The sequence below is a fragment of the Massilia sp. UYP32 genome (genome assembly GCF_050434365.1).
GTDB classification, from domain to species: domain Bacteria; phylum Pseudomonadota; class Gammaproteobacteria; order Burkholderiales; family Burkholderiaceae_D; genus Telluria; species Telluria timonae.
Genome location: NZ_JBNDIK010000025.1, coordinates 80690 through 106522 on the forward strand (window position 1 = coordinate 80690; position 25833 = coordinate 106522).

The window sequence follows — 25833 nt, forward strand, 5'->3', positions numbered from 1 at the left end:
GCGTGGGCCTGGTCGGTGATGAGAATGCTGAATAAATTCATTTGCAGGGACGAAAAGCGTCGTGTGCGCATTGTACGGGATGGCAGGAGAGCACAGCCCGCCAACATCTTGAAATGTCGCCACTCACCCCTATCTTGCTCTCCAGCTAATAACAAACCTCTAGGGAGCAACACCATGCGGCAAGATAAATTGACGACCAAGCTCCAGGAAGCCCTGGCGGATGCCCAGAGCCTGGCGGTCGGCAACGATAACCAATACATCGAAACAGTCCATCTCCTGCTCGCCCTGCTGAACCAGGACGACGGCAGCGCGCGCTCGCTGCTGCAGCGCGCCGGCGTCAATGTCGGCGGGCTGACCAATGCCTTGAAGGCGGCGCTCGAGCGCCAGCCCAAGGTGACCGGCGCCGGCGGCAACGTCCAGGTCGGGCGCGACCTGATGGCGCTCCTGAACCTGTCCGATCGCGAGGCGCAAAAACGCGGCGACCAGTTCCTGTCGTCCGAGATGGTGCTGCTGGCGCTGACCGAAGACAAATCCGACGCCGGCCGTCTGGCGCGCGAGAATGGACTGGCGCGCAAGTCGCTGGAGTCGGCCATCTCGGCCGTGCGCGGCGGCGAAGCGGTGAATTCGCCCGAGGCCGAAGGCCAGCGCGAAGCCCTCAAAAAATACACGCTCGACCTGACCGAGCGCGCCCGCGCCGGCAAGCTCGATCCGGTGATCGGCCGCGACGACGAGATCCGCCGCGCGATCCAGGTGCTGCAGCGCCGCAGCAAGAACAATCCGGTGCTGATCGGCGAACCCGGCGTCGGCAAGACCGCCATCGTCGAGGGCCTGGCCCAGCGCATCGTCAACGGCGAAGTGCCCGATTCGCTCAAGGGCAAGCGCGTGCTGTCGCTCGACATGGCGGCGCTGCTGGCCGGCGCCAAGTTCCGCGGCGAATTCGAGGAACGGCTGAAGAGCGTATTGAAGGAACTCGCGCAGGACGAAGGCCAGACCATCGTCTTCATCGACGAGATCCACACCATGGTTGGCGCCGGCAAGGCCGAAGGCGCGATGGACGCCGGCAATATGCTGAAACCCGCGCTGGCGCGCGGCGAGCTGCACTGCGTCGGCGCGACCACGCTCGACGAGTACCGCAAGTACGTCGAGAAGGACGCCGCCCTCGAGCGCCGCTTCCAGAAGATCATCGTCGACGAGCCGAGCGTGGAGGCCACCATCGCCATCCTGCGCGGCCTGCAGGAGAAATACGAGCTGCACCACCAGGTGGACATCACCGACCCGGCGATCATCGCCGCGGCCGAGCTGTCGCACCGGTATATCACCGACCGCTTCCTGCCCGACAAGGCGATCGACCTGATCGACGAGGCGGCGGCCAAGATCAAGATCGAGATCGACTCCAAGCCCGAAGTCATGGACCGCCTCGAGCGGCGCATGATCCAGCTGAAGATCGAGCGCGAGGCGGTGCGCAAGGAAACCGACGAGGCGTCGCAGCGCCGCCTGGAACTGCTGGGCGAGGAGATCGCGCGCCTGGAACGCGAGTACAACGACTACGAAGAAGTGCTGAAGGCCGAGAAGGCCGCGGTGCAGGGCACGACCCATATCAGGGAAGAGATCGAGCGCATCCGCTACCAGATGGAGGAAGCGCGGCGCCAGAGCAACTGGCAGCTGGCCTCGGAACTGCAGTATGGCCGCCTGCCGGAGCTGGAGGCGCAACTGCGCCAGGCCGAGGACGCCACGGCCCGCGCCGAAGCCGACAACGTCAGGCCGAAGCTGCTGCGCACGCAGGTGGGCGCCGAGGAGATCGCCGAGGTGGTCTCGCGCGCGACCGGCATCCCGGTGGCGCGCATGATGCAGGGCGAACGCGACAAGCTGCTGCACATCGAGGACGAGCTGCACAAGCGCGTGGTGGGCCAGGACGAGGCGATCGAGGCGGTGTCCGACGCCATCCGCCGCTCGCGCGCCGGCCTGTCGGATCCGAACCGTCCTTACGGCTCGTTCATGTTCCTGGGCCCGACCGGGGTCGGCAAGACCGAGCTGTGTAAAGCGCTGGCCGCCTTCCTGTTCGACACCGAGGATGCGCTGATCCGCATCGACATGAGCGAATTCATGGAGAAGCATTCGGTCGCCCGCCTGATCGGCGCGCCGCCGGGCTACGTCGGCTACGAGGAGGGCGGTTACCTCACCGAGGCGGTGCGCCGCAAGCCCTACAGCGTGATCCTGCTCGACGAGATCGAGAAGGCGCACCCGGACGTGTTCAACGTGCTGCTGCAGGCGCTGGACGACGGCCGCATGACCGACGGCCAGGGCCGCACCGTGGACTTCAAGAACACGGTGATCGTGATGACCTCGAACCTCGGTTCGCACCGGATCCAGTCGATGGACACCGACGAGCCGGCCGTGGTCAAGCTGGCCGTGATGGCCGAGGTGCGAGGCCACTTCCGTCCCGAGTTCATCAACCGGATCGACGAGATCGTGGTGTTCCACGCGCTCGACGAGAAGAACATCGGCGCCATCGCCCGCATCCAGCTGCACAACCTGGAAGCGCGCCTGGCCAAGATGGAGATGACGCTCGATATCGACGACGAGTCGCTGCAGAGAATCGCGGAGGCCGGCTACGATCCGGTGTATGGCGCGCGTCCGCTCAAGCGCGCGATCCAGCAGCAGATCGAGAATCCGCTGTCCAAGGCCATCCTGGCAGGGCGCTTCGGGCCGAAGGACACGATCCCGGTGCGGGTGCGCCACGGTGAACTCGCGTTCGGCGACGAGACGGTCGACCTGGCCAAGTAACCGAACGGTTGTTCCGGTAGCGAAGGGCGCGGCATTTGCCGCGCCCTTCGTCGTTTTTCATGATGCGAAATCATGGTCCCGCGATGCGGGATGCGCAGCAAATCCGCATGCGGCTGTGCTCTCATGGTAAGAAATCTTATTTCATATTATGGATTGGTGAGCGCAACTATATGAATATAAAGGAATAAATTTTACTTTTCTGTCTTATATAAGAGTGATTGTGCTGCGCACAAACCGGGCTAAGATGATGTCAACGGATTCGCACTACCTTCAATCATGTCTTTGACTTCAGGAGAGCATCATGACTAGCCGTGAACAGCAAATCGCCGAACTGCAGCAGGAATGGGACAGCAACCCGCGCTGGAAAGGCGTGGTCCGCAACTACACCGCGGCCGACGTCGTCCGCCTGCGCGGCTCGCTCCCGATCGAGCACACCCTGGCCAAACGCGGCGCCGACAAGCTGTGGAAGCTGGTGCACGACGAGCCCTACGTCAACGCCCTCGGCGCCCTGACCGGCAACCAGGCCATGCAGCAGGTGAAGGCCGGCCTGAAGGCGATCTACCTGTCCGGCTGGCAGGTGGCGGGCGACGCCAATGCCGCCGGCGAGATGTATCCCGACCAGTCGCTGTATCCGGCCAATTCGGTGCCGCTGGTCGTGCGCCGCATCAACAACACCTTCCAGCGTGCCGACCAGATTCAATGGTCCGAGGGCAAGGACGACATCGATTACTTCGCGCCGATCGTGGCCGATGCCGAGGCCGGTTTCGGCGGCGTGCTCAATGCCTACGAGCTCATGAAGTCGATGATCGAGGCGGGCGCCGCCGGCGTGCACTTCGAAGACCAGCTGGCCTCGGTCAAGAAATGCGGCCACATGGGCGGCAAGGTGCTGGTGCCCACCCGCGAGGCGGTCGAGAAGCTCAACGCCGCGCGCCTGGCCGCCGACGTGATGGGCACCTCGACCCTGGTCATCGCCCGCACCGACGCCGAGGCGGCCGACCTGCTGACCTCCGACGTCGACGCCAACGACAAGGAGTTCTGCACCGGCGAGCGCACGGTGGAGGGCTTCTTCCGCGTCAAGCCCGGCATCGAGCAGGCGATCTCGCGCGGCCTGGCCTATGCGCCGTATGCCGACCTGGTGTGGTGCGAGACCGGCAAGCCCGACCTGGAGTTCGCGCGCCGCTTCGCCGACGCCATCCACGCGAAATTCCCGGGCAAGATGCTGGCCTATAACTGCTCGCCTTCGTTCAACTGGAAAAAGAACTTGGACGACGCCACCATCGCCAAGTTCCAGAAAGAACTGGGCGCCATGGGCTATAAATTCCAGTTCATCACGCTGGCCGGCTTCCATGCGCTCAACTACGGCATGTTCAATCTGGCCCACGGCTATGCCCGCAGCGGCATGTCGGCCTTCGTCGAGCTGCAAGAGGCCGAATTCGCCGCGGCCGAGAAGGGCTTCACCGCCGTCAAGCACCAGCGCGAAGTCGGCACCGGCTACTTCGACGCCGTGACCCAGGCCATCCAGCAGGGCCAGAGCTCGACCACCGCATTGCATGGCTCGACGGAGGATGAACAGTTCTTCGAAGCGAAGAAAGTCGCCTGAACCGGTAACACCTTCCGCGCCGCTTTTCTTGCCGGCCGCAGCCTCACAAGGGCTGCGGCTTTTTGCGTGGCGCAAGGCATTTCCAGCCCCGGGCGGTTGTAGTGGATAATGGCGCCTAATTCTGCCGCCAACTTTCTCGCGGCAAACCTCTTTTAGGAATTCCAGCTTATGTTGAGCTACCGCCACGCCTTCCATGCGGGTAACCACGCCGATGTCCTCAAGCATTTTGTACAGGTGCAGCTGCACCTGTACATGAACCAGAAGGATGCCGCCTACACCTATATCGACACCCACTCGGGGGCCGGCGTGTATGCGCTCGACAGTTTTCAGTCGACCAAGACCGCCGAGTTCGATACCGGCATCGGCCCGCTGTGGAACTGCAGCGACGTCCCGGCCCCGCTGAAGGAATACCTCGACCTCATCAAGGGCATGAATCCGAGCGGCAAGATGCGCTACTACCCGGGCTCGCCCTGGGTGGCCGAGCAGATGTCGCGCGAGCAGGATCGCCTGCGCCTGTTCGAGCTGCACCCAGCGGATTGCAAGATCCTGGCCGAAAACTTCCGCAAGCTCGACGCGCACAAGGCCGAGCAGGGCGAGCGCTCGCGCGGCCGCCGTGTGATCATCGAGCATGGCGACGGCTTCCACAGCATGAAGGCGCTGCTGCCGCCGCCGTCGCGCCGCGCGCTGGTGCTGATCGATCCGCCCTACGAGATCAAGGACGACTACAAGCGTGTGCGCGACGCGCTCGACGAGGCGCTGGGCAAGTTCCCGAGCGGCATGTACGCAATCTGGTATCCGGTGCTGCAGCGCATGGAGTCGCGCCAGTTCGCCGACCGCCTCAAGCGCCTGCCGGCCAAGGAATGGCTCAACGTCACGCTCACCACCAATACCCCGACCCCGGACGGCACCGGCCTGCACAGCAGCGGCATGTTCATCCTGAATCCGCCGTACACGCTGGAGGCGATCCTGCGCGAGGTCATGCCCTACCTGGTGCGCGTGCTGGGCAAGGATGCCGGCGCCCGCTTCACGATCGAAAAGGGCACGCAGGTGACGGGCGCCGCCGCCGGCCGCCTGGTGGGCGACGCGCCGCGCGCGCCGGTGGGCAATGCGCGCCGCGCCAGCCCGCTGTCGGGCAAGGGCAGCCTGCGCCTGCCGGGCCAGAGCATGCCGCGCGCCGACGAAGCGCCGGCCGCCCCGGCCAAGCCGGCGCGCGCCGGTGGCCCACGCAGCGCCGCCCCGCGCGACGGCGCACCGCGCGATGGCGCGCCACGCGGCAACGCGGCCCGCACCCGCCCTGACGCAGCCACCGGCCCGCGCGACGGCGCGCCGCGCAGCGCGCGCACCAGCGCGGCGCGACCGGCGGCGCCGGGCGCCCCACGCAACGGGCGAACCCGCCAGGGTGGCGGCGGCCGCGGCTGATCCGCGCCCCGTTCGATTCGATGTCGAAATGCTAAGATTAGCATTTTTGTAGTATAGTCGGCACAGGTGGATGGCGCGTGCCGCCCACCAGGCGCGGCGCGCTGCCGTGACTGTTTCCAGGAGTATTTTTCGATGCATGCCGATGCAACGGCAGCGGTCTCCGTGCCGTCCGATGATTTCTTTCTTGCGCGTCAGCCCATCCTCGGGCGCGACCAGCATCTGGTGGCGTTCGAGCTGCTGTTCCGTGCGGCCGGCGAGGACGACGACGCCAAGCTGACCGACGGCGCGGCGGCCACCGCCGCCGTCATCTCGCATGCCTCGCAGCTCGGCATGGAACAGGTGGTGGGCGAGCAGCTGGCCTTCGTCAACGTCGACGAAGTGGTGCTGATGAGCGACTTCGTGCGCTTCTTGCCATCCCACAAGGTGATCCTGGAAATCCTCGAGACCGTGAAGCCGACGCCGGAATTGCTGGCGCGGGTGGCCGAGCTCAAGGAACTGGGCTTCAAGTTCGCGGTCGACGACGTGGTCGAGCACTCGAGCGAGCTCGACAAGCTGGTGCAGCTGGTCGACATCATCAAGGTCGACGTCAAGGGCGTCGCCCCGAACGAGCTGGCGCAGTTGGTCGATTCGCTGCGCCGCACCGGCAAGCGCCTGCTGGCCGAGAAGGTCGAGACCATCGACGAGTTCAAGCTGTGCATGGAACTCGGCTTCGAATATTTCCAGGGCTATTATTTTGCGCGTCCCGCGATCCTGAGCGGACGCAAGATCACCCCGTCCGAGATCACCATCCTGCGCCTGCTGGAACTGGTCAACTCGAACGCCGACAGCCAGGCGATCGAGACCGCCGTCAAGCGCGACGCGCTGATCAGCCTGAACCTGCTGCGCCTGGTGAACAGCCGCGCGGTGCCGGGGCCGCGCATCGAATCGCTGTCGCAGGCCCTGGTTCAGCTCGGCCGGCGCCAGCTGGGGCGCTGGCTGCAGATCCTGCTGTACACCGCGGCCGGCGCCCGGGTCGAACTCAAGTCGCCGCTGCTGCAGCTGGCCACGACGCGCGGCAAGCTGCTCGAACTGATGACGCTGCGCGTGCGTCCGGGCGACACCGCCAGCGCCGACCGCGCCTTCACGGTCGGCATCATGTCGCTGGCCGAAGCCCTGTTCTCGGTGCCGATGGCCGACATCCTGGCCCACGTCGACATCGCGCACGATGTGCGCGAGGCCCTGCTCGAGCGCGAAGGCGACTTCGGCACCATGCTGCGCATCGCCGAATTGCTCGAAGCAGCCGAGGGCGGCGGCAAGCTGGCTTGCGCGCTCAAGAAGATCGGTCTGACGGTGGCCGAGGTGCGCGAGATCGAGCTGGCGGCGTTCGACTGGGTGCGCGAGTTGACCTACGACGCCCAGGCGCCAGCGCAGCAGTCGCTGCAGTAGCGATCCTGACGCTGGCCCTCGGCCGGCTTATTGCCCCAGCAACAGGAATACGGTTGGCTTCTTGTGGAAGTCTGGCCCCTTGTTGGCCGCCAGCGCCGCCTTCCATTTGGCCGCCGTCAAGGTGCGCACCGACTCGGTCGGCAGCGACAGGTCGGTGGCGACGCAGATCAGGGTGCCGGGCTGGCAGCTCGCCGCCAGCGCGTCGAGCATGGCGCCGTTGCGATACGGCGTCTCGATCAGCAGCTGGGTCTGGCGCTCGGCGCGCGAACGTTTCTCCAGCTCGACGATGCGCTTGGTGCGCTGCGCCGCGTCAGTCGGCAGGTAGCCGTTGAAGGCGAAGCTCTGGCCGTTCAGGCCGCTGGCCATGACGGCCAGCAGCAGCGACGACGGCCCCACCAGCGGACGCACCGCGATGCCGTTCTGGTGGGCCAGGCGCACCAGGTCGGCGCCGGGGTCGGCCACGGCCGGCACGCCGGCTTCCGACACCAGGCCGGCGTCGCGTCCCGCCAGCAGCGGCGCCAGCAGTTGCGCCAGCGCCGCCGGCGGCGTGTTCACGTTCAATTCAGCGATCTCGATTTCCTGCAGCGGCTTGGCCAATGGATGGTCGATCGCGATCAGTTTCAGGAAGGCGCGCGCGGTCTTGGCGTTTTCGGCCACGAAGTAATCGAGCTTGCTGGTCAGCGCCTGCACCTGGGTCGGGAGCAGGGCGTTCAGGGCGCCGGAGTTGGCGTCGGTCGGGCCGAGGGTATTGGGGATCAGGTACAGGGTGCCAGGCATGGTGAGATCAATAGTGGTTCAGGCGCCGAAGAACTGCACGCCGGCCTTGCGCAGCATCCCGGTCAGGGCAATCAGCGGCAGGCCGGTGAGGGCGGTCGGGTCGTTCGACTGGATGCTTTCGAGCAGGGCGATGCCCAGCCCTTCGTTCTTGGCGCTGCCGGCGCAGTCATACGGCTGCTCGATGCGCAGGTAGGCGTCGAGCTCGTGGTCCGGCAGGTCGCGGAATGCGACGCGCACCTGCACGTTCTCGAGCTGGGCGGCCTGGCTCGGGTCGGCGACGCGGCCATCCCACAGGCACAGGGCGGTATGGAACACGACTTCGCGTCCGCGCATCAGTTGCAACTGGGCCAGGGCGCGTGGATGGTCGCCCGGCTTGCCGATCTGCAGCCCGTCCAGCGTGGCGACCTGGTCGGAGCCGATCACCAGCGCGCCGGGGTGCAGGGTTGCTACGGCCTGCGCCTTCTCGCGCGCCAGGCGCAGGGCGGTGGCTTGCGGCGATTCGCCTTCCAGCGGCGTCTCGTCGATGTCGGGCGCGACCGCCTCGAAGGGCAGGCCCAGGCGCTGCAACAGTTCGCGGCGGTAGGCGGAGCTCGATGCGAGGATGAGTGGAGGCATTGGTGTCATGGCGCGGTTTGGCAGGAATACGACGGTTTTTTGACGCTGGCGCGAAAAGCCTGCTATTATCGCAGGTTTTCCGGGGTAACTTTCCAAATGAGCGCTTTTGTCATCGACGCCTTCGAGTTTTGCAAGAACGACGGCCATCGTGAAGGCTCTACGCCCCTGGTCGAGATGACCCGTCTCGCCGCCGAGAGCACGGACAAGAGCGGCGATATCCGCTGGTCCATCCAGGGCGGCCAGACCCGTCAGGGCTATCCTTCGCTGACCCTCGCGGTCGCCGGGCATGTGAAGCTGGTCTGCCAGCGTTGCCTGCAGCCTATGGATTACGAGATCGATTCGTCGACCATGCTGGTGCTGGGCGAAAACGACGAGGATGCCGACGCGATCGAGGAAATCCTCGACGACGAAAGCATCGACGTGATCGTCGGCAGCCGCACCTGCGACATCCGCGAGTTGCTCGAGGACGAGGCCCTGCTGGCCTTGCCGCAGTCGCCGCGACATGACGTTTGTCCGGATACGGGCTTGCTCGATAGCCTGAAAACCGATAAAGTATCGCCTTTCGCCGCCCTCAAGAACCTGAAGGCGGACTAAGAAGAAATAGTAGTAACAATCAGCATTACAGGTTTCGCAGTACGGTGGCGGCAGCGTAGAAACAATGTCGCCCAAAATCTGCAACAAAACGTGTCAAACGCGTGCAATCGAGTATGGCATTCGCGGTAGTTGTAGCAGCGTTCAACATGTCGGCAGCCGTCAAAAGCTTGCCGCCGAGATACTCGATTTGCATCTGGTTTGCATATCGAATGTGTTAAAATTTTAGAACTTTGTACTAGGAGTTATCATGGCAGTTCAACAGAATAAGAAATCCCCATCGAAGCGCGGCATGCACCGTTCGCACGATTTCCTGACCGCCCCTAACCTGGCAGTCGAGCCGACCACCGGCGAAACCCACCTGCGTCACCACATCTCGCCAAACGGCTTCTACCGTGGTCGCAAGGTCCTGAAGACCAAGAACGACGAGTAATCGACGTTCTGGCTTTTAGCATCATGAAAGCGGCGCAACGTATGTTATCTGCGTGGCGCCGCTTTTTCTTTGGCATCTGCTCAGTAACCGGCTGCATCCCTAGCACCGCCGTCATGTTGAACAGCCTGGATCCCGTGCGCATGCGCGCCACGAACCGATCCCCTCTGGCCGCCCGTCCTGTGTGAGCCGCGGCATCTCCAACAAATGACAATTAAAATATCCATTGACTGCATGGGCGGCGATCACGGCCCCTCAGTTACCATTCCGGCAGCCATCTCCTTTCTCAAAAAGCAAGCTGACGCCGAGCTCGTGCTCGTGGGCGTCGAAGATGTGCTGCGCGCAGAACTCAAGAAGCATCACGCGGACAATAACCCGCGCCTGACCGTCAAGCATGCCTCCGAAATCGTCACGATGGAAGATCCGGTCGAAGTGGCCCTGCGTCGCAAGAAGGATTCGTCGATGCGGGTGGCGATCGAGGCCGTCAAGGATGGCAGCGCCCACGCCTGCGTCTCGGCCGGCAATACCGGCGCCCTGATGGCCGTCTCGCGCTACGTGCTCAAGACCATGGCCGGCGTCGACCGCCCGGCGATCTGCTCGATCATGCCGAACCAGAAGGGCGGCCCGACCTATATCCTCGACCTCGGCGCCAACGTCGACTGCGAGCCGGACCACCTGCACCAGTTCGCCATCATGGGCTCGGTGCTGTGCTCGGCGATCGAGGGCATCCCGCGCCCGACCATTGGCCTGCTCAACGTCGGCACCGAAGACATCAAGGGCAACGAGGCGGTGAAAGCCACCGGCGTGCTGCTGCGCGCCGACGCCGAACGTGGCAAACTGAACTTTTTCGGCAATGTCGAAGGCAATGACATCTTCAAGGGCACGGTCGACGTCGTCGTATGCGACGGTTTCGTCGGCAACGTCATGCTCAAGGCGATCGAAGGCCTGTCGCGCTTCATGAAGGCCACGTTCAAGGAAAGCGTCATGTCGATGCTGGGCGCGGTGTTCGCGCGCAAGGCGCTCAAGAAGCTCAATCCGGAACGCTACAACGGCGCCGGCCTGCTGGGCCTGAAAGGCCTGGTCTTCAAGAGCCACGGCGGCGCCAATGCCTATGCCTTCGAGTGGGCGATCAAGCGCGCCTACGATGCCGCACACAATAATGTGCAAGAGCACCTGTCGGCCCTGATCGCCGAACTGATGCCGAGCTCTCCGGTAACGGCCCCGCTAACGGCTCCAGCCGCCGCGCCCGCAGTTACGCCGGCGCCAGCGCTCGACGGCCAGCGCCAGGCGCAATAACCCAGCAGGATGGTGAAGCAATGACCTTGTATAGCAAAATCACCGGCACCGGCAGCTACCTGCCGGCCAACCGTGTTACCAACGAACAGCTGGCGGCCCAGCTGGCGGAGAAGGGCGTCGAGACCTCGCACGAGTGGATCGTCACCCGCAGCGGCATCGAGGCGCGCCACTTCGCCGCGGCCGACGAACTGTCGTCCGACCTGGCCGTGCACGCCGCGCGCCGCGCGCTCGAGATGGCCGGCAAGGCGCCGGGCGACGTCGACCTGGTGATCGTCGCCAGTTCCACCCCCGACTTCCACGGCAGCTTCCCCAGCACGGCCTGCATCGTGCAGCAGAAGCTGGGCATGGCCAACGGCAGCGCCGCCTTCGACGTGGCGGCCGTGTGCAGCGGCTTCGTGTATGCGATGTCGACCGCCGACGCCTTCATCCGCGCCGGCAACCACAAGCGGGTGCTCGTGATCGGCGCCGAAGTGTTTTCGCGCATCGTCGACTTCAACGACCGCACCACCTGCGTGCTGTTCGGCGACGGCGCCGGCGCCGTGCTGCTCGAGGCATCGAACGAGCCGGGCATCCTGGCTGCCCGCTTGCATGCCGACGGCAGCCACGCCGACATCCTGTCGATCCCCGGCAACCTGGCCAATGGCGCGGTCGCCGGCAGCGGCTTCCTGCACATGGATGGCCCGGCGGTGTTCAAGCTCGCGGTGTCGGTGCTCGAAAAAGTCGCGCACGAGGTGCTCGACCACGCCGGCGTGACCGCCGACCAGATCGACTGGCTGGTGCCGCACCAGGCCAATATCCGCATCATGAACGGCACCGCCAAGAAACTCGGCCTGCCGCTCGAGAAGATGGTCGTCACCGTCAACGAACACGGCAATACCTCGGCCGCCTCGATCCCGCTGGCGCTCGACCAGGCGGTGCGCGACGGCCGCATCAAGCCGGGCCAGAACGTCCTGATGGAAGGCGTGGGCGGCGGCTTCACCTGGGGCGCGGTGCTGGCGCGCATGTAAGCGCCGGCCCGGCCTCCAAGAACAACAACTACGGAAAACAACGATGAGCAAATTCGCATTCCTGTTCACCGGACAAGGCGCCCAGGCAGTGGGCATGCTGAACGGCTTCGCCGGCAACCCGGTCGTCGACCAGACGGTGCAAGAAGCGTCCGACGCCCTGGGCTTCGACCTCAAGCGCCTGATCGCCGAGGGGCCGAAAGAAGACCTCGACCTCACCACCAATACCCAGCCGGTCATGCTGACCGCCGCGGTCGCCGTCTACCGCGCCTGGATCGCGGCCGGTGGCCCGGTGCCGAACGTGGTCGCGGGCCATAGCCTGGGCGAGTATTCGGCCCTGGTGGCGGCCGGCGTGATCCCGTTCGCCGACGCGGTGCCGCTGGTGCGCTTCCGCGCGCAATCGATGCAGGACGCGGTGCCGGTCGGGCAGGGCGGCATGGCCGTCATCCTGGGCCTCGCGGCCGACGACGTGCGCGCCGTCTGCATTGAGGCGGCGCAGGGCGAAGTGGTCGAGGCCGTGAACTTCAACGAGCCGACCCAGATCGTGATCGCCGGCCATACCGCCGCGGTCGAGCGCGCCTGCGAGATCGCCAAGGCCAAGGGCGCCAAGCGCGCCATGAAGCTGGCGGTGTCGGCGCCATTCCACTCGTCGCTCCTGAAGCCGGCATCCGACCGCCTGCGTACCTATATGGCGGAGCTGAAGTTTGCGGCTCCACAAATTGACGTCATCAACAACGTCGACGTCGCCGTGCTGAACGATCCCGAGCAGATCAAGGACGCGCTGGTGCGCCAGGCCGCCGGTCCGGTGCGCTGGGTCGAGACCATGCAGAAGATGGCGGCTGACGGCGTGACCCAGGTCATCGAATGCGCGCCCAGCAAGACCCTGATCGGCATGGCCAAGCGCATCGACGCGAACCTGGTCGGCGAAGCGCTGGTCGACCAGGCCGCGCTGGAGCGCGTGCTGGCGTCGATCTCCGAATAAACGATAAAGGAAACCTATGAATCTGCAGAACCAAGTCGCCCTCGTCACCGGCGCATCGCGCGGCATCGGCAAGGCCATCGCGCTGGAACTGGCGCGCCAGGGCGCCAAGGTCGTCGGCACCGCCACCAGCGAATCGGGCGCCCAGGCGATTTCCGATTACCTGGCCGAATTCGGCGGCAAGGGCGTGGTCCTGAACGTGCTCGACGCGGCCCGCTGCGCGGAAGTCGTGGACGAAGTACAAAAGGGCTTCGGCAGCCTGTCGATCCTAGTCAACAATGCCGGCATCACCCAGGACAACCTGGCCATGCGCATGAAGGACGACGAGTTCGACAACGTGATCGCCACCAATCTCACCGCCGTCGGCCGCCTGTCGCGCCTGGTGCTGCGGGGCATGATGAAAGCCAAGGCTGGTCGCATCATCAGCATCACTTCGGTGGTCGGCGCGGCCGGCAACCCGGGCCAGATGAACTACGCGGCCGCCAAGGCCGGCGTGGCCGGCATGACCCGTGCGCTGGCGCGCGAGATTGGCAGCCGCAACATCACCGTCAACTGCGTGGCCCCGGGCTTCATCGACACCGACATGACCAAGGCCCTGGGCGAAGGCCAGCACGAAGCCCTGCTGACCCAGATTCCGCTGGGCCGCCTGGGCCAGCCGGAAGACATCGCCCATGCGGTGGCCTTCCTGGCCGGACCGACGGCCGCCTACATCACGGGCACCGAGCTGCACGTGAATGGCGGCATGTACATGAATTAATCAGTACAGTAATAGATTGATAAAGACCGCGTTCCAATCGGCCCCGGGGAGCCGGTCCCGATTGGGACGCAATCTCGACTTTTAGCAGGACTTTCCGGCGAAATAGCCGCAGTCGCCGAAAATAGTTTTTCGGGTCGCAAACCTGATAAAATGCGCGCACTTTCCGCAACACATACCTTAATGGAGCCAAAACATGTCGGATATCGAACAACGCGTTAAAAAAATCGTCGCTGAGCAACTGGGCGTTGCCGAAGCAGACATCAAAATCGATTCCTCGTTCGTTGACGACCTCGGTGCAGACTCGCTGGACACCGTGGAACTGGTGATGGCACTGGAAGACGAGTTCGAAATGGAAATCCCTGACGAGCAGGCTGAGAAGATCACCACCGTCAAGCAAGCCATCGACTACGCAACCGCGCACGTCAAGGCCTGAGTAGTCGCTTTACAGTTTTTGGGAGAATCGCTTGAGTCGTTCACGCAACCGCCGTGTCGTCGTCACCGGCCTGGGCTGCATTTCACCGATCGGCAACACCGTTGCCGAAGCGTGGGATGCGGCACTGGCCGGCAAGTCGGGCATTGCCAACATCACCAAGTTTGATGCAGCGCCATTCACGACCCACTTCGCTGGTGAGGTCAAGAACTTCAACGTCGAAGACTACCTGCCGGGCAAGGAAGGCCGCCACATGGATACCTTTATCCATTTCGGCATGGCAGCCGGCATCCAGGCCCTGAAGGATTCGGGCCTGGAAGTCACCGAAGAGAACGCGGACCGCATCGGCGTGGTGATCGGTTCGGGCATCGGCGGCCTGCCGATGATCGAAGCGACCAAGGAAGAATACGCGAACCGCGGCGCACGCCGCATCTCGCCGTTCTTCGTGCCGGCATCGATCATCAACATGATCTCGGGCGATCTCTCGATCAAGTTCGGCCTGCGTGGTCCGAACCTGTCCATCGTCACCGCCTGCACCACCGGCCTGCACAGCATCGGCGCGGCAGCGCGCCTGATCGAGTACGGCGATGCCGACGTGATGATCGCGGGCGGCGCCGAATCCACCGTGTCGCCGCTGGGCCTGGGCGGTTTCGCCTCGGCGCGCGCGCTGTCGACCCGCAACGACGACCCGTCGACCGCCTCGCGTCCATGGGACCGCGACCGCGACGGCTTCGTGCTGGGCGAGGGCGCCGGTGTCATGGTGCTCGAAGAATATGAACACGCCGTCGCGCGTGGCGCCAAGATCTATGCTGAAGTCATCGGCTTCGGCATGAGCGCGGACGCCAACCACATCACCTCGCCGGTCGAGGATGGCAGTGGCGCGGCGCGTTGCATGGTCAACGCGTTCAACAACGCCGGCATCAACGTCGACCAGGTGCAGTACGTGAATGCGCACGGCACCTCGACGCCGCTGGGCGACGTGGCCGAAGTGCGCGGCATCAAGCGCGTGTTCGGCGACCATGCCAAGAGCCTGGTCGTGAACTCGACCAAGTCGATGACCGGTCACCTGCTCGGTGGCGCCGGCGGCCTGGAATCGGTGTTCACCGTGCTGGCGATCCACAACCAGGTGTCGCCACCGACGATCAACATCTTCAACCAGGATCCGGAGTGCGACCTGGACTTCTGCGCCAACACGGCGCGCGAGATGCAGATCGACTACGCGGTGAAGAACTCCTTCGGTTTCGGCGGCACCAACGGTACGCTGATCTTCGCCAAAGTCTGAACCACTTCGCCCCGTCCCGGTCTAATGGGACGGGCGCTTCCAACAGCCCGGCCTGCCGCCCGTTCCTGGCGGCCGGCCGGTGCTGGCGGTAGAGGAGGAGCTTCCTCCGCCCGCCATCCTGCCCGCCGGCAGGTCCTTCCCTCGATTCATCCTGTGCCACATGTCGCTTGCGGTGTCCGCCGTCATCGCGCCGTCGCGTCGCCTGCGCTGCCTGCTCGCCGCCTTCTGCGCGTCGCTGTGCGCGGCTGCCCTGGCCGTGGGCCTGCTGCTGCCTGAACGCTTCGCATTCGGCGGCGCCGTCGCATGCGCGCCGCTGCTGGCCGCGCTGTCGCTGGCGCGCCCACTTTTTTCCGCCGTGGCCGGCTGGCCGCGCCGCCCTTGGCGCGTCGATGGGGGCGCCGCAGGCGCCCACCGCCCCACACATTCCAGCGCGATTTTGCACGCGATTGCAACGGTGCGCCGGATTGATATTTCTGGAGTTGGGCAGATACGCCTGACGGTACAACAGGAGTTGGGGAAACGCGGGCCGGCGGCCGGGAAACCGGAGTCGGGCTCACCCATGACGCTGCTGCCCGGCGCCACGGTCTGGCCCTGCTGCATCTTGCTGCGCCTGCGCGCCGAGGACGGCGCGACCTGGCCGCTGGTGCTGCTGCCAGACGCCGTGGGCGCGGGCCAATATCGCGCGCTGGCAGTCGCCGTGCGTGCGCTGGCCAATGGCGCTGCAACAATACCGATACAAAACAGTGTGAACTTATTGCAGGGGGCCAACTCTTAAGGATGTACCGATTTTTGCGCTGTACGCATCAGTCGGTGCCTCCTCGCGAGAGGGTCGCCAATGGGGCATGGTCCGTGACGACAGAACGCGAGTGTGATCAGTTGCTGGTAGAGCGCGTCCAGGCCGGGGACCAGGGGGCTTTTGATTTGCTTGTCTCCAAGTACCAACGTCGCCTGATGCGCCTGGTGTCGCGTCTCGTCCACGATCCGGCCGAAGCCGAAGACGTGGTGCAAGAGACCTTCATCAAAGCATACCGGGCCCTGCGCCATTTTCGCGGGGATTCGGCTTTTTATACGTGGCTTTATCGAATAGGAATCAACACGGCCAAGAATTTTTTAGTAACCCAGGGAAGGCGCGCACCGACCTCGACCGAGACGGACGCCGAACGCGCCGAAGGATTCGATGATGCAGACAGCTTGCGCGACATTAACACGCCTGAATCCATGCTCGCCAGCAAACAAATCGCCCATACCGTCAACGCGGCCATGGAAGCATTGCCGCTCGAGCTGCGTACGGCGATCGTCCTGCGCGAAATCGAAGGACTCAGCTATGAGGAAATCTCCGAAGTGATGGCCTGTCCAATAGGTACGGTGCGCAGCCGGATTTTCCGCGCGCGCGAAGTCATTGCCGAGAAATTACGCCCTTTACTCGATTTCCCGGTTGACAAACGTCGGTAGGTAGCGGGATCGTACGAACACAGCATATATTGAACACTACCGACGTCGATGGAACCGCCGATGGACACCAATAGAAAATTACGCGAGCAGATATCTGCCCTGAAGGATGGCGCCTTGCTCGACGTCGACCTGGAGCTGGCATTGGCCGCACTGCAGGGCAGCGACGGCCGCCAGGCCTGGGATCTGTATCACCTGATCGGCGACACGCTGCGCGACACGGCTTCGCCGGCGCTGTCGCCGGCATTTAACGCGCGCCTGGCCGAACGCCTCGCCGGCGAGCCGCCGCCGCTGCGCCGCGCGGCCGTCGCGGCCGAGTCCACCGGCCTGGCGGCGGTGCTCGCCAAGACCGCTTCTCCCTGACTTCCCGCCATCCTTCCTTATCCCAGGCTTAAATTCCTTCTCTCACTGCCCGGTCGTGGGCGGCGCGCGGCGGGCGTGGCGCGACAAAGCGCGCAATTTGGCTTACCATTCAGTCAATCTTAGCCATTCGATAGCGAATCCATGACCAGTAAAACTGCCAGCCTGCTCCTGTCGGCACTGCTCGTGTCCGGCGCCACGGCCTTCATCCAACCCGTCCATGCCGCAGCCCCCGTACCCACCCCGACCGTCACCGGCCTGCCCGACTTCACGGACGTCATCGACAAGGTGGGGCCGGCCGTCGTCAATATCCGCACCACCGAAAGGGTGCGCACCCGCGGCGGCGCGCCGGGCGAAGAAGAAATGCAGGAATTCCTGCGCCGCTTCTTCGGCGGCCAGATGGTCCCGCGCGGCGGCGGCCGGCGCGGCCAGCCGCAAGAAGAAGAACGCGAAGTGCAGCGCGGCGTCGGCTCCGGCTTCATCATATCAAGCGACGGTTTCGTCCTGACCAATGCCCACGTGGTCGAGGGCGCCGACGAGGTCACGGTGACGCTCTCCGACCGGCGCGAATTCAAGGCCAAGGTGCTGGGCGCCGACCGCCGCTCCGACGTCGCGCTGCTCAAGCTCGACGCGACCAACCTGCCTTACCTGCGCACCGGCGACTCCAGCAAGATCCGGGTCGGCGAGTGGGTGCTGGCCATCGGTTCACCGTTCGGCCTCGAGAATACCGTGACCGCCGGCATCATCTCGGCCAAGTCGCGCGATACCGGCGAATACCTGCCCTTGATCCAGAGCGACGTCGCGGTCAATCCCGGCAACTCGGGCGGTCCGTTGATCAATCTGCGCGGCGAAGTCATCGGCATCAACTCGCAGATCGCGACCTTGTCGGGCGCCTATAACGGCATCTCGTTCGCGGTGCCGATCGACGAGGTCATCCGTGTGTCCGACCAGCTCAAGACCACCGGCAAGGTCACCCGTGGCCGCCTGGGCGTGCAGATCAGCGAAGTCACGCGCGACGTGGCCGAGTCGCTGGGCCTGGGCAAGGCGCGCGGCGCCGAAGTCTCGATGGTCGAGCCGGGCGGCCCGGCCGAGAAGGCGGGCATCAAGGTCGGCGACATCATCCTGGCCTTCAACAAGCAGCCGATCCAGTCGACCACCGACCTGCCGCGCCTGGTGGGCGCCTCCAAGGTCGGCAGCCGCGCCAGCGTCACCGTGTGGCGCCGTGGGGCCCAGGTCGAGGTGCCGGTCACCATCGTCGAACTGCAAGAGGAGCGTCCGACCCCGGGACGCCAGCAGCCGAAGAAACCGGCGCCGGGCGCCGCGCCGGACGCGCTGGGCCTGCACATGTCGAATATTTCCCCAAGCGACCGCAAGGAGCTGGGGATCGACCACGGCCTGCTGGTCGAGGAGGCGCAGGGCCCGGCCGCCAGCGCCGGCATCCAGCCGGGCGATGTGATCTTGCAGTGGAACAATACGCCGATCACCAGCGTCGAGCAGTTCAAGGGCTTGCTGGCCAAGCACGACAAGTCGAAGGCGGTGGCGTTGCTGGTGCAGCGCGAGGACACCACGCAGTACATCACGCTCAAGCCGCGCCAGTGACGCAGCAGCGAGGCGAGCACGCGCCTGCGCCGGCGCAATTCGGCCCAGGCTTCGTCCTGTATTCGCGCAGCTGGTGCCACCTGTGCGAGGACATGCTGGCGGCGCTGCGCGCGCTCGAGCCGCCCGGGCAGCCGTTCGACGTCGCCGTGCTGGACGTCGACGCCGACCCGGCGTTGCTGGCGCGCTTCGACGAGCTGGTGCCGGTGCTGTATGGCGATCCCGGCCAGCCCGAGCTCTGCCACTACTTCCTGGACGAGGCGGCGGTGCGGGCCTACCTGGCCGCCTGCGCCGCCACGCGGGCCGCGTCCTGAGCCACCCTCTGGAAACCGGCCTTTCTGCCTCGAAATCCGGTAAAATGCCGGGTCGGAGCGGTGATTGCACACCTTCCAAAGAATTTCCTGCTTTGCCAAGGCGCTCGCCTGGGGACCGGCACGGCCCCCGACGCAGCGCTTTTTCGTATTGCGCAGCCAATTCGTGCTGCACGGCAGTACGCCTTATATCGTCGTAGTCGCCGCCTTTCGCGGCCTTTTTGGTTTTGAGCTTTGTTAATGAACAACATACGTAACTTCTCCATCATCGCCCACATCGACCATGGCAAATCGACCCTGGCCGACCGCATCATCCAGCTGTGCGGCGGCCTGTCGGACCGCGAAATGGACGCCCAGGTGCTCGATTCGATGGACCTGGAACGCGAGCGCGGCATCACCATCAAGGCCCAGACCGCGGCGCTGCAGTACAAGGCGCGCGACGGCCAGGTCTACAACCTGAACCTGATCGACACCCCGGGCCACGTCGACTTCTCGTACGAAGTCAGCCGCTCGCTGTCGGCCTGCGAAGGCGCGCTGCTGGTGGTCGACGCTTCGCAGGGCGTGGAAGCGCAGACGGTCGCCAACTGCTATACCGCGCTCGACCTGGGCGTGGAAGTGGTGCCGATCCTGAACAAGATCGACCTGCCGCACGCCGACCCGGACAACGCCAAGAAAGAAATCGAGGACGTGATCGGCATCGACGCGTCCGACGCCACCGTGTGCTCGGCCAAGACCGGCCTGGGCGTGGAAGACGTGCTCGAAACCCTGATCGCGAAAGTGCCGCCGCCGAAGGGCGATCCCGACGCGCCGCTGCAGGCCCTGATCGTCGACTCCTGGTACGACCCGTACGTCGGCGTCGTGATGCTGGTGCGCGTGGTCAACGGCACCCTGCGTCCAAAAGACAAGATCCGCCTGATGGCCACCGAGTCGGTCAACCTGGTGGAAAACATCGGCGTGTTTACCCCGCGTTCGGTGTCGCTGCCACAGCTGACCGCCGGCCAGGTGGGCTTCATCATCGCCGGCATCAAGGAACTGACCGCCGCCCGCGTGGGCGACACCGTGACCCTCGCCAGCCGTCCGGCGCCCGAACCGCTGCCGGGCTTCAAGGAAGTGCAGCCACAGGTGTTCGCCGGCCTGTTCCCGGTCGAGGCGAACCAGTACGACGCGCTGCGCGACTCGCTCGAGAAGCTGAAGCTGAACGATGCCGCCCTGATGTACGAGCCGGAAGTCTCGCAGGCGCTGGGCTTCGGCTTCCGCTGCGGCTTCCTGGGCCTGCTGCACATGGAGATCGTGCAGGAACGCCTGGAGCGCGAATTCGACATGGACCTGATCACGACGGCGCCGACCGTGGTGTACGAGGTCGAGATGAAGGACGGCAGCATCATCCGCGTCGACAATCCGTCGAAGATGCCGGAACCGTCGAAGATCAACGAAGTGCGCGAGCCGATCGTCGACGTCAACCTGTACATGCCGCAAGAGTACGTGGGTTCGGTGATGACCCTGTGTAACGGCAAGCGCGGCATCCAGATGGACATGGCCTACCACGGCCGCCAGGTCAAGCTGCACTACGAGATCCCGATGGCCGAGATCGTGCTGGACTTCTTCGACCGCCTCAAGTCCACCTCGCGCGGCTATGCCTCGATGGACTACGAGTTCAAGGAAAACCGCGCGGCCGACGTGGTCAAGGTCGACATGCTGATCAACAGCGAAAAGGTCGACGCCCTGGCCATCATCGTCCACCGCGCCAACGCGCCGTATCGCGGACGCCAGGTGGCGGCCAAGATGCGCGAACTGATCCCGCGCCAGATGTTCGACGTGGCGATCCAGGCCGCCATCGGCGCCACCATCATCTCGCGCGAAAACGTGAAGGCGCTGCGCAAGAACGTCCTGGCCAAGTGCTATGGCGGCGACATCTCGCGTAAGAAAAAGCTGCTGGAGAAGCAAAAGGCCGGCAAGAAGCGCATGAAGCAGGTTGGCTCGGTGGAGATTCCACAAGAAGCCTTCCTGGCCATTCTCCAGGTGGAAGATAAATAATGAACCTGCAACCCATCCTGGGCAATTTTGCCCTGATCCTGTTCGTCTTGATGGTGATCACGGGCATCATCTGGTGCCTGGACACATTCTATTTGGCGAAACAGCGGCGCCGCGCCGCCGATGCCGCCCTGCGCGAGTACGATACGCGCAACGCCAAGCTGGTCGCGGATGGGATCAAGGTCGACCACAACGGCAACCGCGCGGCGATCGAGCAGGCCCACCTGCGCCAGCCGACCTGGATCGAGTATTCGGGCAGCTTCTTCCCGGTGATCGCGCTGGTGTTCATCCTGCGCTCGTTCCTGTGGGAGCCGTTCAAGATTCCGTCGTCGTCGATGGTGCCGACCCTGCTGGTGGGCGACTTCATCCTGGTGAACAAGTACACCTATGGCATCCGTCTGCCGATCATTAACAAAAAAATCATCCAGATCAATAATCCCCAGCGCGGCGACGTGATGGTGTTCAAGTATCCAAAAGACATGAACCAGGATTACATCAAGCGCGTCATTGGCGTGCCGGGTGATAAAATCACGTACGAGGACAAGCGCCTGACGGTCAACGGCAAGCCGGTCGAGTACACGGCGCTGGACGACTACCTGGACGATCAGCATCCGATCTACCACAAGCAGTTCGTCGAGAAACTGCCGAGCCCGGGCGGCTTGACCCAGCACCGCATCCTGAACACGGCCGACAAGCGCAATATCGACCTGGGCAGCGTGGACAATTTCCCGCTGCGCGAAAACTGCGAATACACCTACGACAAGTTCACCTGCGTGGTGCCGGAAGGGCAGTATTTCATGATGGGCGATAATCGCGACAATAGCGCGGACAGCCGTTACTGGGGTTTCGTGCCTGATCGCAATATCGTCGGCAAGGCCTTCGTGGTCTGGATGAACTTCAGCAATCCGAAACGTGTCGGCGGTATCCAATAACAAGGGGCGCGCATGGATCGCAGGAAGATAGCTAATAAACAAGACGGTCTTTCCCTGTCCGGCCTGATCGGGGCGCTGGTCGTCATCGGCGTGGCCGGCATCTTCGCCATGCGCATGGTCCCGGCCTATATCGAGTACAACGCGATCAAGTCGGCGATCGCCAAGGTCAAGGACAGCGGCGGCAGCATCCGCGAGATGCAGCAAGCCTTCAACCGCCATACCAGCGTCAACGACGTCGAGGCCGTACGCGGCCAGGACCTGGTCTTCACCCGCACTGGTGAAGAAACGCAGATCAGCTTTGCCTACGAAAAGCGGCTGCCGCTGATGGGCAACGTCAGCCTGCTGATCGACTTCGCCGGCACCACCGACCCCAGCGGCGTGGTGGCCGAGGCCGACAGCACCGCTCCCTGAGCCTTTATAGACACACCGTGGCCTGCCCGGCCACGCACACGACATCGACAATGAATCTTCAGTTATTGCAAACGCGCTTAGGGTATACGTTCCGGGACATCGGGCTGCTGCAGCAAGCCCTGACCCACCGTAGCCATAGCAGTCTGCATAACGAGCGCCTGGAATTCCTGGGCGATTCGGTCCTCAACTGCGTCGTCGCTTCGGTGCTGTACGAACGTTTCGGCACGCTCGACGAGGGCGACCTGTCGCGCCTGCGCGCCAACCTGGTCAAGCAGCAGGCGCTGTTCGAGATCGCCCAGAAGCTCGACCTGTCGCAATTCCTGCGCCTGGGCGAGGGCGAGCTCAAGTCCGGGGGCTTCCGCCGGCCCTCGATCCTGGCCGACACCCTGGAAGCGCTGCTCGGCGCGATCTTCCTCGACAGCGGCTTCGACAGCGCGCGCGACGTGATCCGCGCGTTTTATATTCCGCTGCTGGAGACGGTCGACCCGGCCACGCTCGGCAAGGACGCCAAGACCCTGCTGCAGGAATTCCTGCAGGCCAAGCGTATTGCGCTGCCAACCTATAATGTGGTGGCCACCCACGGCGCCGCCCACAGCCAGGAATTCGAAGTCGAATGCCTGGTGCCGAAGCTGAACGTGCAGGTGTTCGGCCGCGGCGGTAGCCGCCGCGCGGCCGAGCAGGCCGCCGCCAGCCTGGCGCTCGACGCGGCCCAGAAGGCGCTGACCAAGACGCCCGGCGCGCGCAAGCCACGCCAGCGCTCGGCCCAGTTGAAACTGGCCGGCATCGGCACCAATCAGGGCGACGCCGCACCGGCCGCCCAAGCAGAACAACCAGGAACAGAAAAAGCATGAACGCCACTCCCGACAATTTCCGTTGCGGCTATATCGCCATCGTCGGCCGCCCGAACGTCGGCAAGTCGACCCTGATGAACGTCCTGATCGGCGCCAAGGTGTCGATCACGTCGCGCAAGGCCCAGACCACGCGCCACCGCATCACCGGCATCCAGACCCGCGACGACGCGCAATACATCTACGTCGACACCCCGGGCTTCCAGACCCGCCACGCCAACGCGCTGAACAAGACGCTGAACAAGACCGTCTCGAACACGCTGACGTCGTCGGACGCGATCCTGTTCCTGGTCGAAGCCGGCACCTTCGGCCCGGCCGACCAGCAAGTGCTGGACATGCTGCCAAAGAATGTCCCGGTGATCCTGGTCATCAATAAATCGGACCGCATCAAGGACAAGGCGGTCCTGATGCCGTTCGCGCAAAAGATCTCGGCCCTGTTCAACTTCGCCGCCATCGTGCCGGTCTCGGCCAAGCTGCGCTTCCAGGTCGATGCGCTGGAAACCGAGATCAAGCGCCACCTGCCTGAAAATCCGCCGGTCTTCGGCCCGGACGACATCACCGACCGCAGCGAGAAATTCCTGGCGGCCGAGATCGTGCGCGAAAAAGTGTTCCGCCTGCTGGGCGACGAACTGCCGTACACCAGCACCGTCCTGATCGAACAGTTCGAACAGGAAGGCAATCTGCGCCGGATCTTCGCCGCGATCCTGGTCGAGCGCGACACCCATAAATCTATGATCATCGGTAACAAGGGTGCGCGCCTGAAAGAGATTTCGACCCAATCGCGCCTCGATATGGAGAAACTGTTTGGCGGCCCGATCTATCTGGAAATCTGGGTCAAGGTCAAATCCGGCTGGGCCGACAACGAAGCAGGCCTGCGCGCTTACGGTTACGAGTAAGGGCGAGGGACGCTAGCCGCGCGCATGTCCAGCCACGACCAATTCATCGACGACCTGCCGGAGCAGGGCACGCCGGCCGCGGGCAAGCGCCCGCGCGCGCCGGGCCGCGATAGTCGCATCGTCGGCCAGCCCGGTTTCGTGCTGCACAGCTACCCGTATAAAGAAACCAGCCTCATCATCGACATGTTCACCCGCGACCATGGCCGGGTGGGGGTGGTGGCGAAGGGCGCCAAGCGCCCGTTTTCCAAGCTGCGCGGCGTGCTGCAGACCTTCCAGCCCCTCTCGGTATCCTGGAGCGGCAAGTCCGAGCTGCGCACCCTGATCGATGCCGAGTGGGTGGGCGGCATGCTGCCGCTGGAACGCACGGCGCTGCTGTGCGGCTTCTACCTGAACGAACTGCTCGTCAAATTGCTGGCGCGCGACGACCGCCATCCGGCCCTGTTCGACCACTACGTCTCGACCCTGAACCAGCTCGCCCACGGCGAACCGGCGCAAATCGTCTTGCGAAAATTCGAAAGAGCCTTACTTAAGGAAACGGGCGTGGCAGCCGATCTCGGCCGCTGCACGAACAGCCGCGCCCCGGTGGAGCCGGGCCGCGATTACGTGGTCGATCCGGAGCGCGGCGCGCGCGCGGCGGGCGCGGGCGAAGTCTGGCCCGTCGTGTTGGGCAAGACCCTGCTCGATATGGAGCGTGAGGACTATACTGATCCGGCGACCCAGGCGCAGAGCAAGCAATTGATGCGCTTCCTGCTGGCGCACCACCTGGGCGGACAGCCGCTCAATACGCGCCAGATTTTGATCGATTTGATGCAACTGTAAAAAGAACACTATGAGCTTCCTGCAACCCGCCGGCCAGGTGATCGACCTGGGCGTGAACATCGACCACATCGCCACCGTGCGCAATGCGCGCGGCACGACGTATCCGGACCCGCTGCGCGCCGCGCTGCTGGCCGAGCAGGCGGGCGCCGACCTGATCACGCTGCACCTGCGCGAAGACCGGCGCCACATCAAGGATGCCGACGTGCTGGCACTGCGTCCGTTGCTGGCCACGCGCATGAACCTGGAAGCGGCCGTCACCCGCGAGATGATCGACTTCGCCTGCCAGGTGAAACCGCAGGACGTGTGCCTGGTGCCGGAGCGGCGCGAGGAAGTCACGACCGAGGGCGGCCTGGATGTGGTGCGCTACTACAACGAGGTCGAGGCGGCCGTGAAGCAGCTGAAGGAAGAGGGCATCCGCGTCTCGCTGTTCATCGATGCCGATGCGCGCCAGATCGAGGCGGCGGCCGCGGTCGGCGCCACCGTGATCGAATTGCACACGGGCCGTTATGCCGAGGCCGAAGGCGCTGAAGTGGCGCACGAGCTGGAACGCATCAAGCTGGGCGTGATTGACGCCGCGAAACGCGGCCTGCGCGTGAATGCCGGCCATGGCCTGCACTACACCAATGTGCAACCGATCGCGGCGATTCCGGACCTGCACGAGCTGAACATCGGCCACGCGATCGTGGCGCATGCGCTGTTCGCCGGCTGGGAAAACGCGGTGCGCGAGATGAAGGCGATCATGGTCGCGGCGCGCCTGGGCGTGACTTACACCGCGAAAGCCGGGGCTTGAA

Annotated in this window: 27 protein-coding genes; 25 read left to right on the forward strand and 2 right to left on the reverse strand. The window is 64.5% G+C overall.

Features of this window, described 5'->3' with window-relative positions; genetic code table 11:
* The first annotated feature begins 174 nt into the window (after nt 1-174).
* The 4 genes from clpB (at nt 175) to ABIB42_RS19530 (ending at nt 7228) form a co-directional block, all read left to right on the forward strand.
* Entirely contained in the window at nt 175-2784 is a 2610-nt protein-coding gene (gene clpB / locus ABIB42_RS19515) for an ATP-dependent chaperone ClpB (RefSeq protein WP_429248857.1), read from the forward strand.
* Nucleotides 2785-3085: 301 nt separating this feature from the next.
* Nucleotides 3086-4384 carry an isocitrate lyase gene (aceA, locus tag ABIB42_RS19520; protein WP_071362170.1) on the forward strand — a complete coding sequence of 433 codons (1299 nt, stop codon included), beginning with the start codon at nt 3086-3088 and terminating at the stop codon, nt 4382-4384.
* A 168-nt stretch (nt 4385-4552) separates the two neighbouring features.
* The gene (locus ABIB42_RS19525) at nt 4553-5803 is read left to right on the forward strand and encodes a 23S rRNA (adenine(2030)-N(6))-methyltransferase RlmJ (RefSeq protein WP_429248858.1); all 1251 of its coding nucleotides are present in this window, start codon (nt 4553-4555) and stop codon (nt 5801-5803) included.
* A gap of 132 nt (nt 5804-5935) precedes the next feature.
* Nucleotides 5936-7228 carry an EAL and HDOD domain-containing protein gene (locus ABIB42_RS19530; protein ID WP_005666798.1) on the forward strand — a complete coding sequence of 431 codons (1293 nt, stop codon included), beginning with the start codon at nt 5936-5938 and terminating at the stop codon, nt 7226-7228.
* Between the two features lie 27 nt (nt 7229-7255).
* Here ABIB42_RS19530 and ABIB42_RS19535 read toward each other — a convergent pair whose 3' ends face one another.
* Both ABIB42_RS19535 and ABIB42_RS19540 read right to left on the reverse strand, forming a co-directional pair.
* A complete protein-coding gene (locus ABIB42_RS19535; RefSeq protein ID WP_005666800.1) occupies nt 7256-8005 on the reverse strand; it encodes an SAM-dependent methyltransferase in 750 nt (249 codons plus the stop codon).
* Between the two features lie 18 nt (nt 8006-8023).
* On the reverse strand, nt 8024-8620 hold the full coding sequence (locus tag ABIB42_RS19540; protein WP_429248859.1) for a Maf-like protein: 597 nt from the start codon (nt 8618-8620) through the stop codon (nt 8024-8026).
* A 96-nt stretch (nt 8621-8716) separates the two neighbouring features.
* Between ABIB42_RS19540 and ABIB42_RS19545 the strand changes: the two genes are divergently transcribed.
* From ABIB42_RS19545 to pdxJ, 21 genes are all read left to right on the forward strand, one after another.
* Nucleotides 8717-9214, forward strand: a complete 498-nt coding sequence (locus ABIB42_RS19545; protein WP_208277943.1) for a YceD family protein — start codon at nt 8717-8719, stop codon at nt 9212-9214.
* Between the two features lie 247 nt (nt 9215-9461).
* A complete protein-coding gene (gene rpmF / locus ABIB42_RS19550) occupies nt 9462-9644 on the forward strand; it encodes a 50S ribosomal protein L32 (RefSeq protein WP_005666806.1) in 183 nt (60 codons plus the stop codon).
* A gap of 204 nt (nt 9645-9848) precedes the next feature.
* Nucleotides 9849-10937 carry a phosphate acyltransferase PlsX gene (gene plsX, locus ABIB42_RS19555; RefSeq protein ID WP_051205072.1) on the forward strand — a complete coding sequence of 363 codons (1089 nt, stop codon included), beginning with the start codon at nt 9849-9851 and terminating at the stop codon, nt 10935-10937.
* Between the two features lie 20 nt (nt 10938-10957).
* Entirely contained in the window at nt 10958-11944 is a 987-nt protein-coding gene (locus ABIB42_RS19560) for a beta-ketoacyl-ACP synthase III (protein WP_273161700.1), read from the forward strand.
* A 43-nt stretch (nt 11945-11987) separates the two neighbouring features.
* Nucleotides 11988-12923, forward strand: a complete 936-nt coding sequence (gene fabD / locus ABIB42_RS19565; protein ID WP_071362178.1) for an ACP S-malonyltransferase — start codon at nt 11988-11990, stop codon at nt 12921-12923.
* Nucleotides 12924-12939: 16 nt separating this feature from the next.
* On the forward strand, nt 12940-13677 hold the full coding sequence (gene fabG / locus ABIB42_RS19570) for a 3-oxoacyl-ACP reductase FabG (protein WP_005666811.1): 738 nt from the start codon (nt 12940-12942) through the stop codon (nt 13675-13677).
* A gap of 193 nt (nt 13678-13870) precedes the next feature.
* Nucleotides 13871-14110 carry an acyl carrier protein gene (acpP, locus tag ABIB42_RS19575; protein WP_005666812.1) on the forward strand — a complete coding sequence of 80 codons (240 nt, stop codon included), beginning with the start codon at nt 13871-13873 and terminating at the stop codon, nt 14108-14110.
* A 31-nt stretch (nt 14111-14141) separates the two neighbouring features.
* The gene (gene fabF / locus ABIB42_RS19580; protein ID WP_005666813.1) at nt 14142-15389 is read left to right on the forward strand and encodes a beta-ketoacyl-ACP synthase II; all 1248 of its coding nucleotides are present in this window, start codon (nt 14142-14144) and stop codon (nt 15387-15389) included.
* A 79-nt stretch (nt 15390-15468) separates the two neighbouring features.
* Nucleotides 15469-16164, forward strand: a complete 696-nt coding sequence (locus ABIB42_RS19585; protein ID WP_429248860.1) for a hypothetical protein — start codon at nt 15469-15471, stop codon at nt 16162-16164.
* 74 nt (nt 16165-16238) lie between these two features.
* On the forward strand, nt 16239-16841 hold the full coding sequence (gene rpoE, locus ABIB42_RS19590) for an RNA polymerase sigma factor RpoE (protein ID WP_040776532.1): 603 nt from the start codon (nt 16239-16241) through the stop codon (nt 16839-16841).
* A gap of 60 nt (nt 16842-16901) precedes the next feature.
* Nucleotides 16902-17201, forward strand: a complete 300-nt coding sequence (locus tag ABIB42_RS19595; protein ID WP_429248861.1) for a sigma-E factor negative regulatory protein — start codon at nt 16902-16904, stop codon at nt 17199-17201.
* Between the two features lie 141 nt (nt 17202-17342).
* Nucleotides 17343-18797 (forward strand): DegQ family serine endoprotease, encoded by a 1455-nt coding sequence (locus tag ABIB42_RS19600; protein ID WP_005666818.1) that lies wholly within the window; start codon nt 17343-17345, stop codon nt 18795-18797.
* Complete coding sequence (locus ABIB42_RS19605; RefSeq protein WP_429248862.1) at nt 18794-19108, forward strand: glutaredoxin family protein; 315 nt, start codon at nt 18794-18796, stop codon at nt 19106-19108. The genes ABIB42_RS19600 and ABIB42_RS19605 overlap by 4 nt, the downstream gene beginning before the upstream one ends.
* A gap of 64 nt (nt 19109-19172) precedes the next feature.
* Nucleotides 19173-19346 (forward strand): hypothetical protein, encoded by a 174-nt coding sequence (locus ABIB42_RS19610; RefSeq protein WP_177185531.1) that lies wholly within the window; start codon nt 19173-19175, stop codon nt 19344-19346.
* The gene (lepA, locus tag ABIB42_RS19615) at nt 19346-21139 is read left to right on the forward strand and encodes a translation elongation factor 4 (RefSeq protein ID WP_005666820.1); all 1794 of its coding nucleotides are present in this window, start codon (nt 19346-19348) and stop codon (nt 21137-21139) included. The genes ABIB42_RS19610 and lepA overlap by 1 nt, the downstream gene beginning before the upstream one ends.
* The gene (lepB, locus tag ABIB42_RS19620; RefSeq protein WP_005666821.1) at nt 21139-22068 is read left to right on the forward strand and encodes a signal peptidase I; all 930 of its coding nucleotides are present in this window, start codon (nt 21139-21141) and stop codon (nt 22066-22068) included. Before lepA ends, lepB begins: the two co-directional genes overlap by 1 nt.
* 12 nt (nt 22069-22080) lie before the next feature.
* Nucleotides 22081-22479, forward strand: coding sequence for a DUF4845 domain-containing protein (locus tag ABIB42_RS19625; RefSeq protein ID WP_219864498.1), 399 nt, complete (start codon nt 22081-22083; stop codon nt 22477-22479).
* A gap of 65 nt (nt 22480-22544) precedes the next feature.
* Nucleotides 22545-23330, forward strand: coding sequence for a ribonuclease III (gene rnc / locus ABIB42_RS19630; RefSeq protein WP_429248863.1), 786 nt, complete (start codon nt 22545-22547; stop codon nt 23328-23330).
* Nucleotides 23327-24223: a GTPase Era gene (gene era, locus ABIB42_RS19635; RefSeq protein WP_005666826.1), complete on the forward strand. Its 897-nt coding sequence runs from the start codon at nt 23327-23329 to the stop codon at nt 24221-24223. Before rnc ends, era begins: the two co-directional genes overlap by 4 nt.
* 24 nt (nt 24224-24247) lie before the next feature.
* Nucleotides 24248-25042, forward strand: a complete 795-nt coding sequence (gene recO / locus ABIB42_RS19640; RefSeq protein ID WP_005666827.1) for a DNA repair protein RecO — start codon at nt 24248-24250, stop codon at nt 25040-25042.
* Nucleotides 25043-25052: 10 nt separating this feature from the next.
* The gene (gene pdxJ, locus ABIB42_RS19645) at nt 25053-25832 is read left to right on the forward strand and encodes a pyridoxine 5'-phosphate synthase (protein WP_273029397.1); all 780 of its coding nucleotides are present in this window, start codon (nt 25053-25055) and stop codon (nt 25830-25832) included.
* The last annotated feature ends 1 nt before the right edge of the window (nt 25833 follow it).

Excerpts from the sequence above, each read along its gene's own strand:
- rpmF (WP_005666806.1), top strand. The coding sequence starts at position 9,462 with ATGGCAGTTCAACAGAATAAGAAATCCCCATCGAAGCGCGGCATGCAC.
- plsX (WP_051205072.1), top strand. The coding sequence starts at position 9,849 with ATGACAATTAAAATATCCATTGACTGCATGGGCGGCGATCACGGCCCC.
- ABIB42_RS19535 (WP_005666800.1), bottom strand. The coding sequence starts at position 8,005 with ATGCCTGGCACCCTGTACCTGATCCCCAATACCCTCGGCCCGACCGAC.
- ABIB42_RS19625 (WP_219864498.1), top strand. The coding sequence starts at position 22,081 with ATGGATCGCAGGAAGATAGCTAATAAACAAGACGGTCTTTCCCTGTCC.
- ABIB42_RS19545 (WP_208277943.1), top strand. The coding sequence starts at position 8,717 with ATGAGCGCTTTTGTCATCGACGCCTTCGAGTTTTGCAAGAACGACGGC.
- ABIB42_RS19525 (WP_429248858.1), top strand. The coding sequence starts at position 4,553 with ATGTTGAGCTACCGCCACGCCTTCCATGCGGGTAACCACGCCGATGTC.
- acpP (WP_005666812.1), top strand. The coding sequence starts at position 13,871 with ATGTCGGATATCGAACAACGCGTTAAAAAAATCGTCGCTGAGCAACTG.
- fabD (WP_071362178.1), top strand. The coding sequence starts at position 11,988 with ATGAGCAAATTCGCATTCCTGTTCACCGGACAAGGCGCCCAGGCAGTG.
- lepA (WP_005666820.1), top strand. The coding sequence starts at position 19,346 with ATGAACAACATACGTAACTTCTCCATCATCGCCCACATCGACCATGGC.
- lepB (WP_005666821.1), top strand. The coding sequence starts at position 21,139 with ATGAACCTGCAACCCATCCTGGGCAATTTTGCCCTGATCCTGTTCGTC.
- recO (WP_005666827.1), top strand. The coding sequence starts at position 24,248 with ATGTCCAGCCACGACCAATTCATCGACGACCTGCCGGAGCAGGGCACG.
- ABIB42_RS19600 (WP_005666818.1), top strand. The coding sequence starts at position 17,343 with ATGACCAGTAAAACTGCCAGCCTGCTCCTGTCGGCACTGCTCGTGTCC.
- pdxJ (WP_273029397.1), top strand. The coding sequence starts at position 25,053 with ATGAGCTTCCTGCAACCCGCCGGCCAGGTGATCGACCTGGGCGTGAAC.
- ABIB42_RS19560 (WP_273161700.1), top strand. The coding sequence starts at position 10,958 with ATGACCTTGTATAGCAAAATCACCGGCACCGGCAGCTACCTGCCGGCC.
- clpB (WP_429248857.1), top strand. The coding sequence starts at position 175 with ATGCGGCAAGATAAATTGACGACCAAGCTCCAGGAAGCCCTGGCGGAT.
- aceA (WP_071362170.1), top strand. The coding sequence starts at position 3,086 with ATGACTAGCCGTGAACAGCAAATCGCCGAACTGCAGCAGGAATGGGAC.
- ABIB42_RS19540 (WP_429248859.1), bottom strand. The coding sequence starts at position 8,620 with ATGCCTCCACTCATCCTCGCATCGAGCTCCGCCTACCGCCGCGAACTG.
- ABIB42_RS19530 (WP_005666798.1), top strand. The coding sequence starts at position 5,936 with ATGCATGCCGATGCAACGGCAGCGGTCTCCGTGCCGTCCGATGATTTC.
- ABIB42_RS19595 (WP_429248861.1), top strand. The coding sequence starts at position 16,902 with ATGGACACCAATAGAAAATTACGCGAGCAGATATCTGCCCTGAAGGAT.
- fabG (WP_005666811.1), top strand. The coding sequence starts at position 12,940 with ATGAATCTGCAGAACCAAGTCGCCCTCGTCACCGGCGCATCGCGCGGC.
- era (WP_005666826.1), top strand. The coding sequence starts at position 23,327 with ATGAACGCCACTCCCGACAATTTCCGTTGCGGCTATATCGCCATCGTC.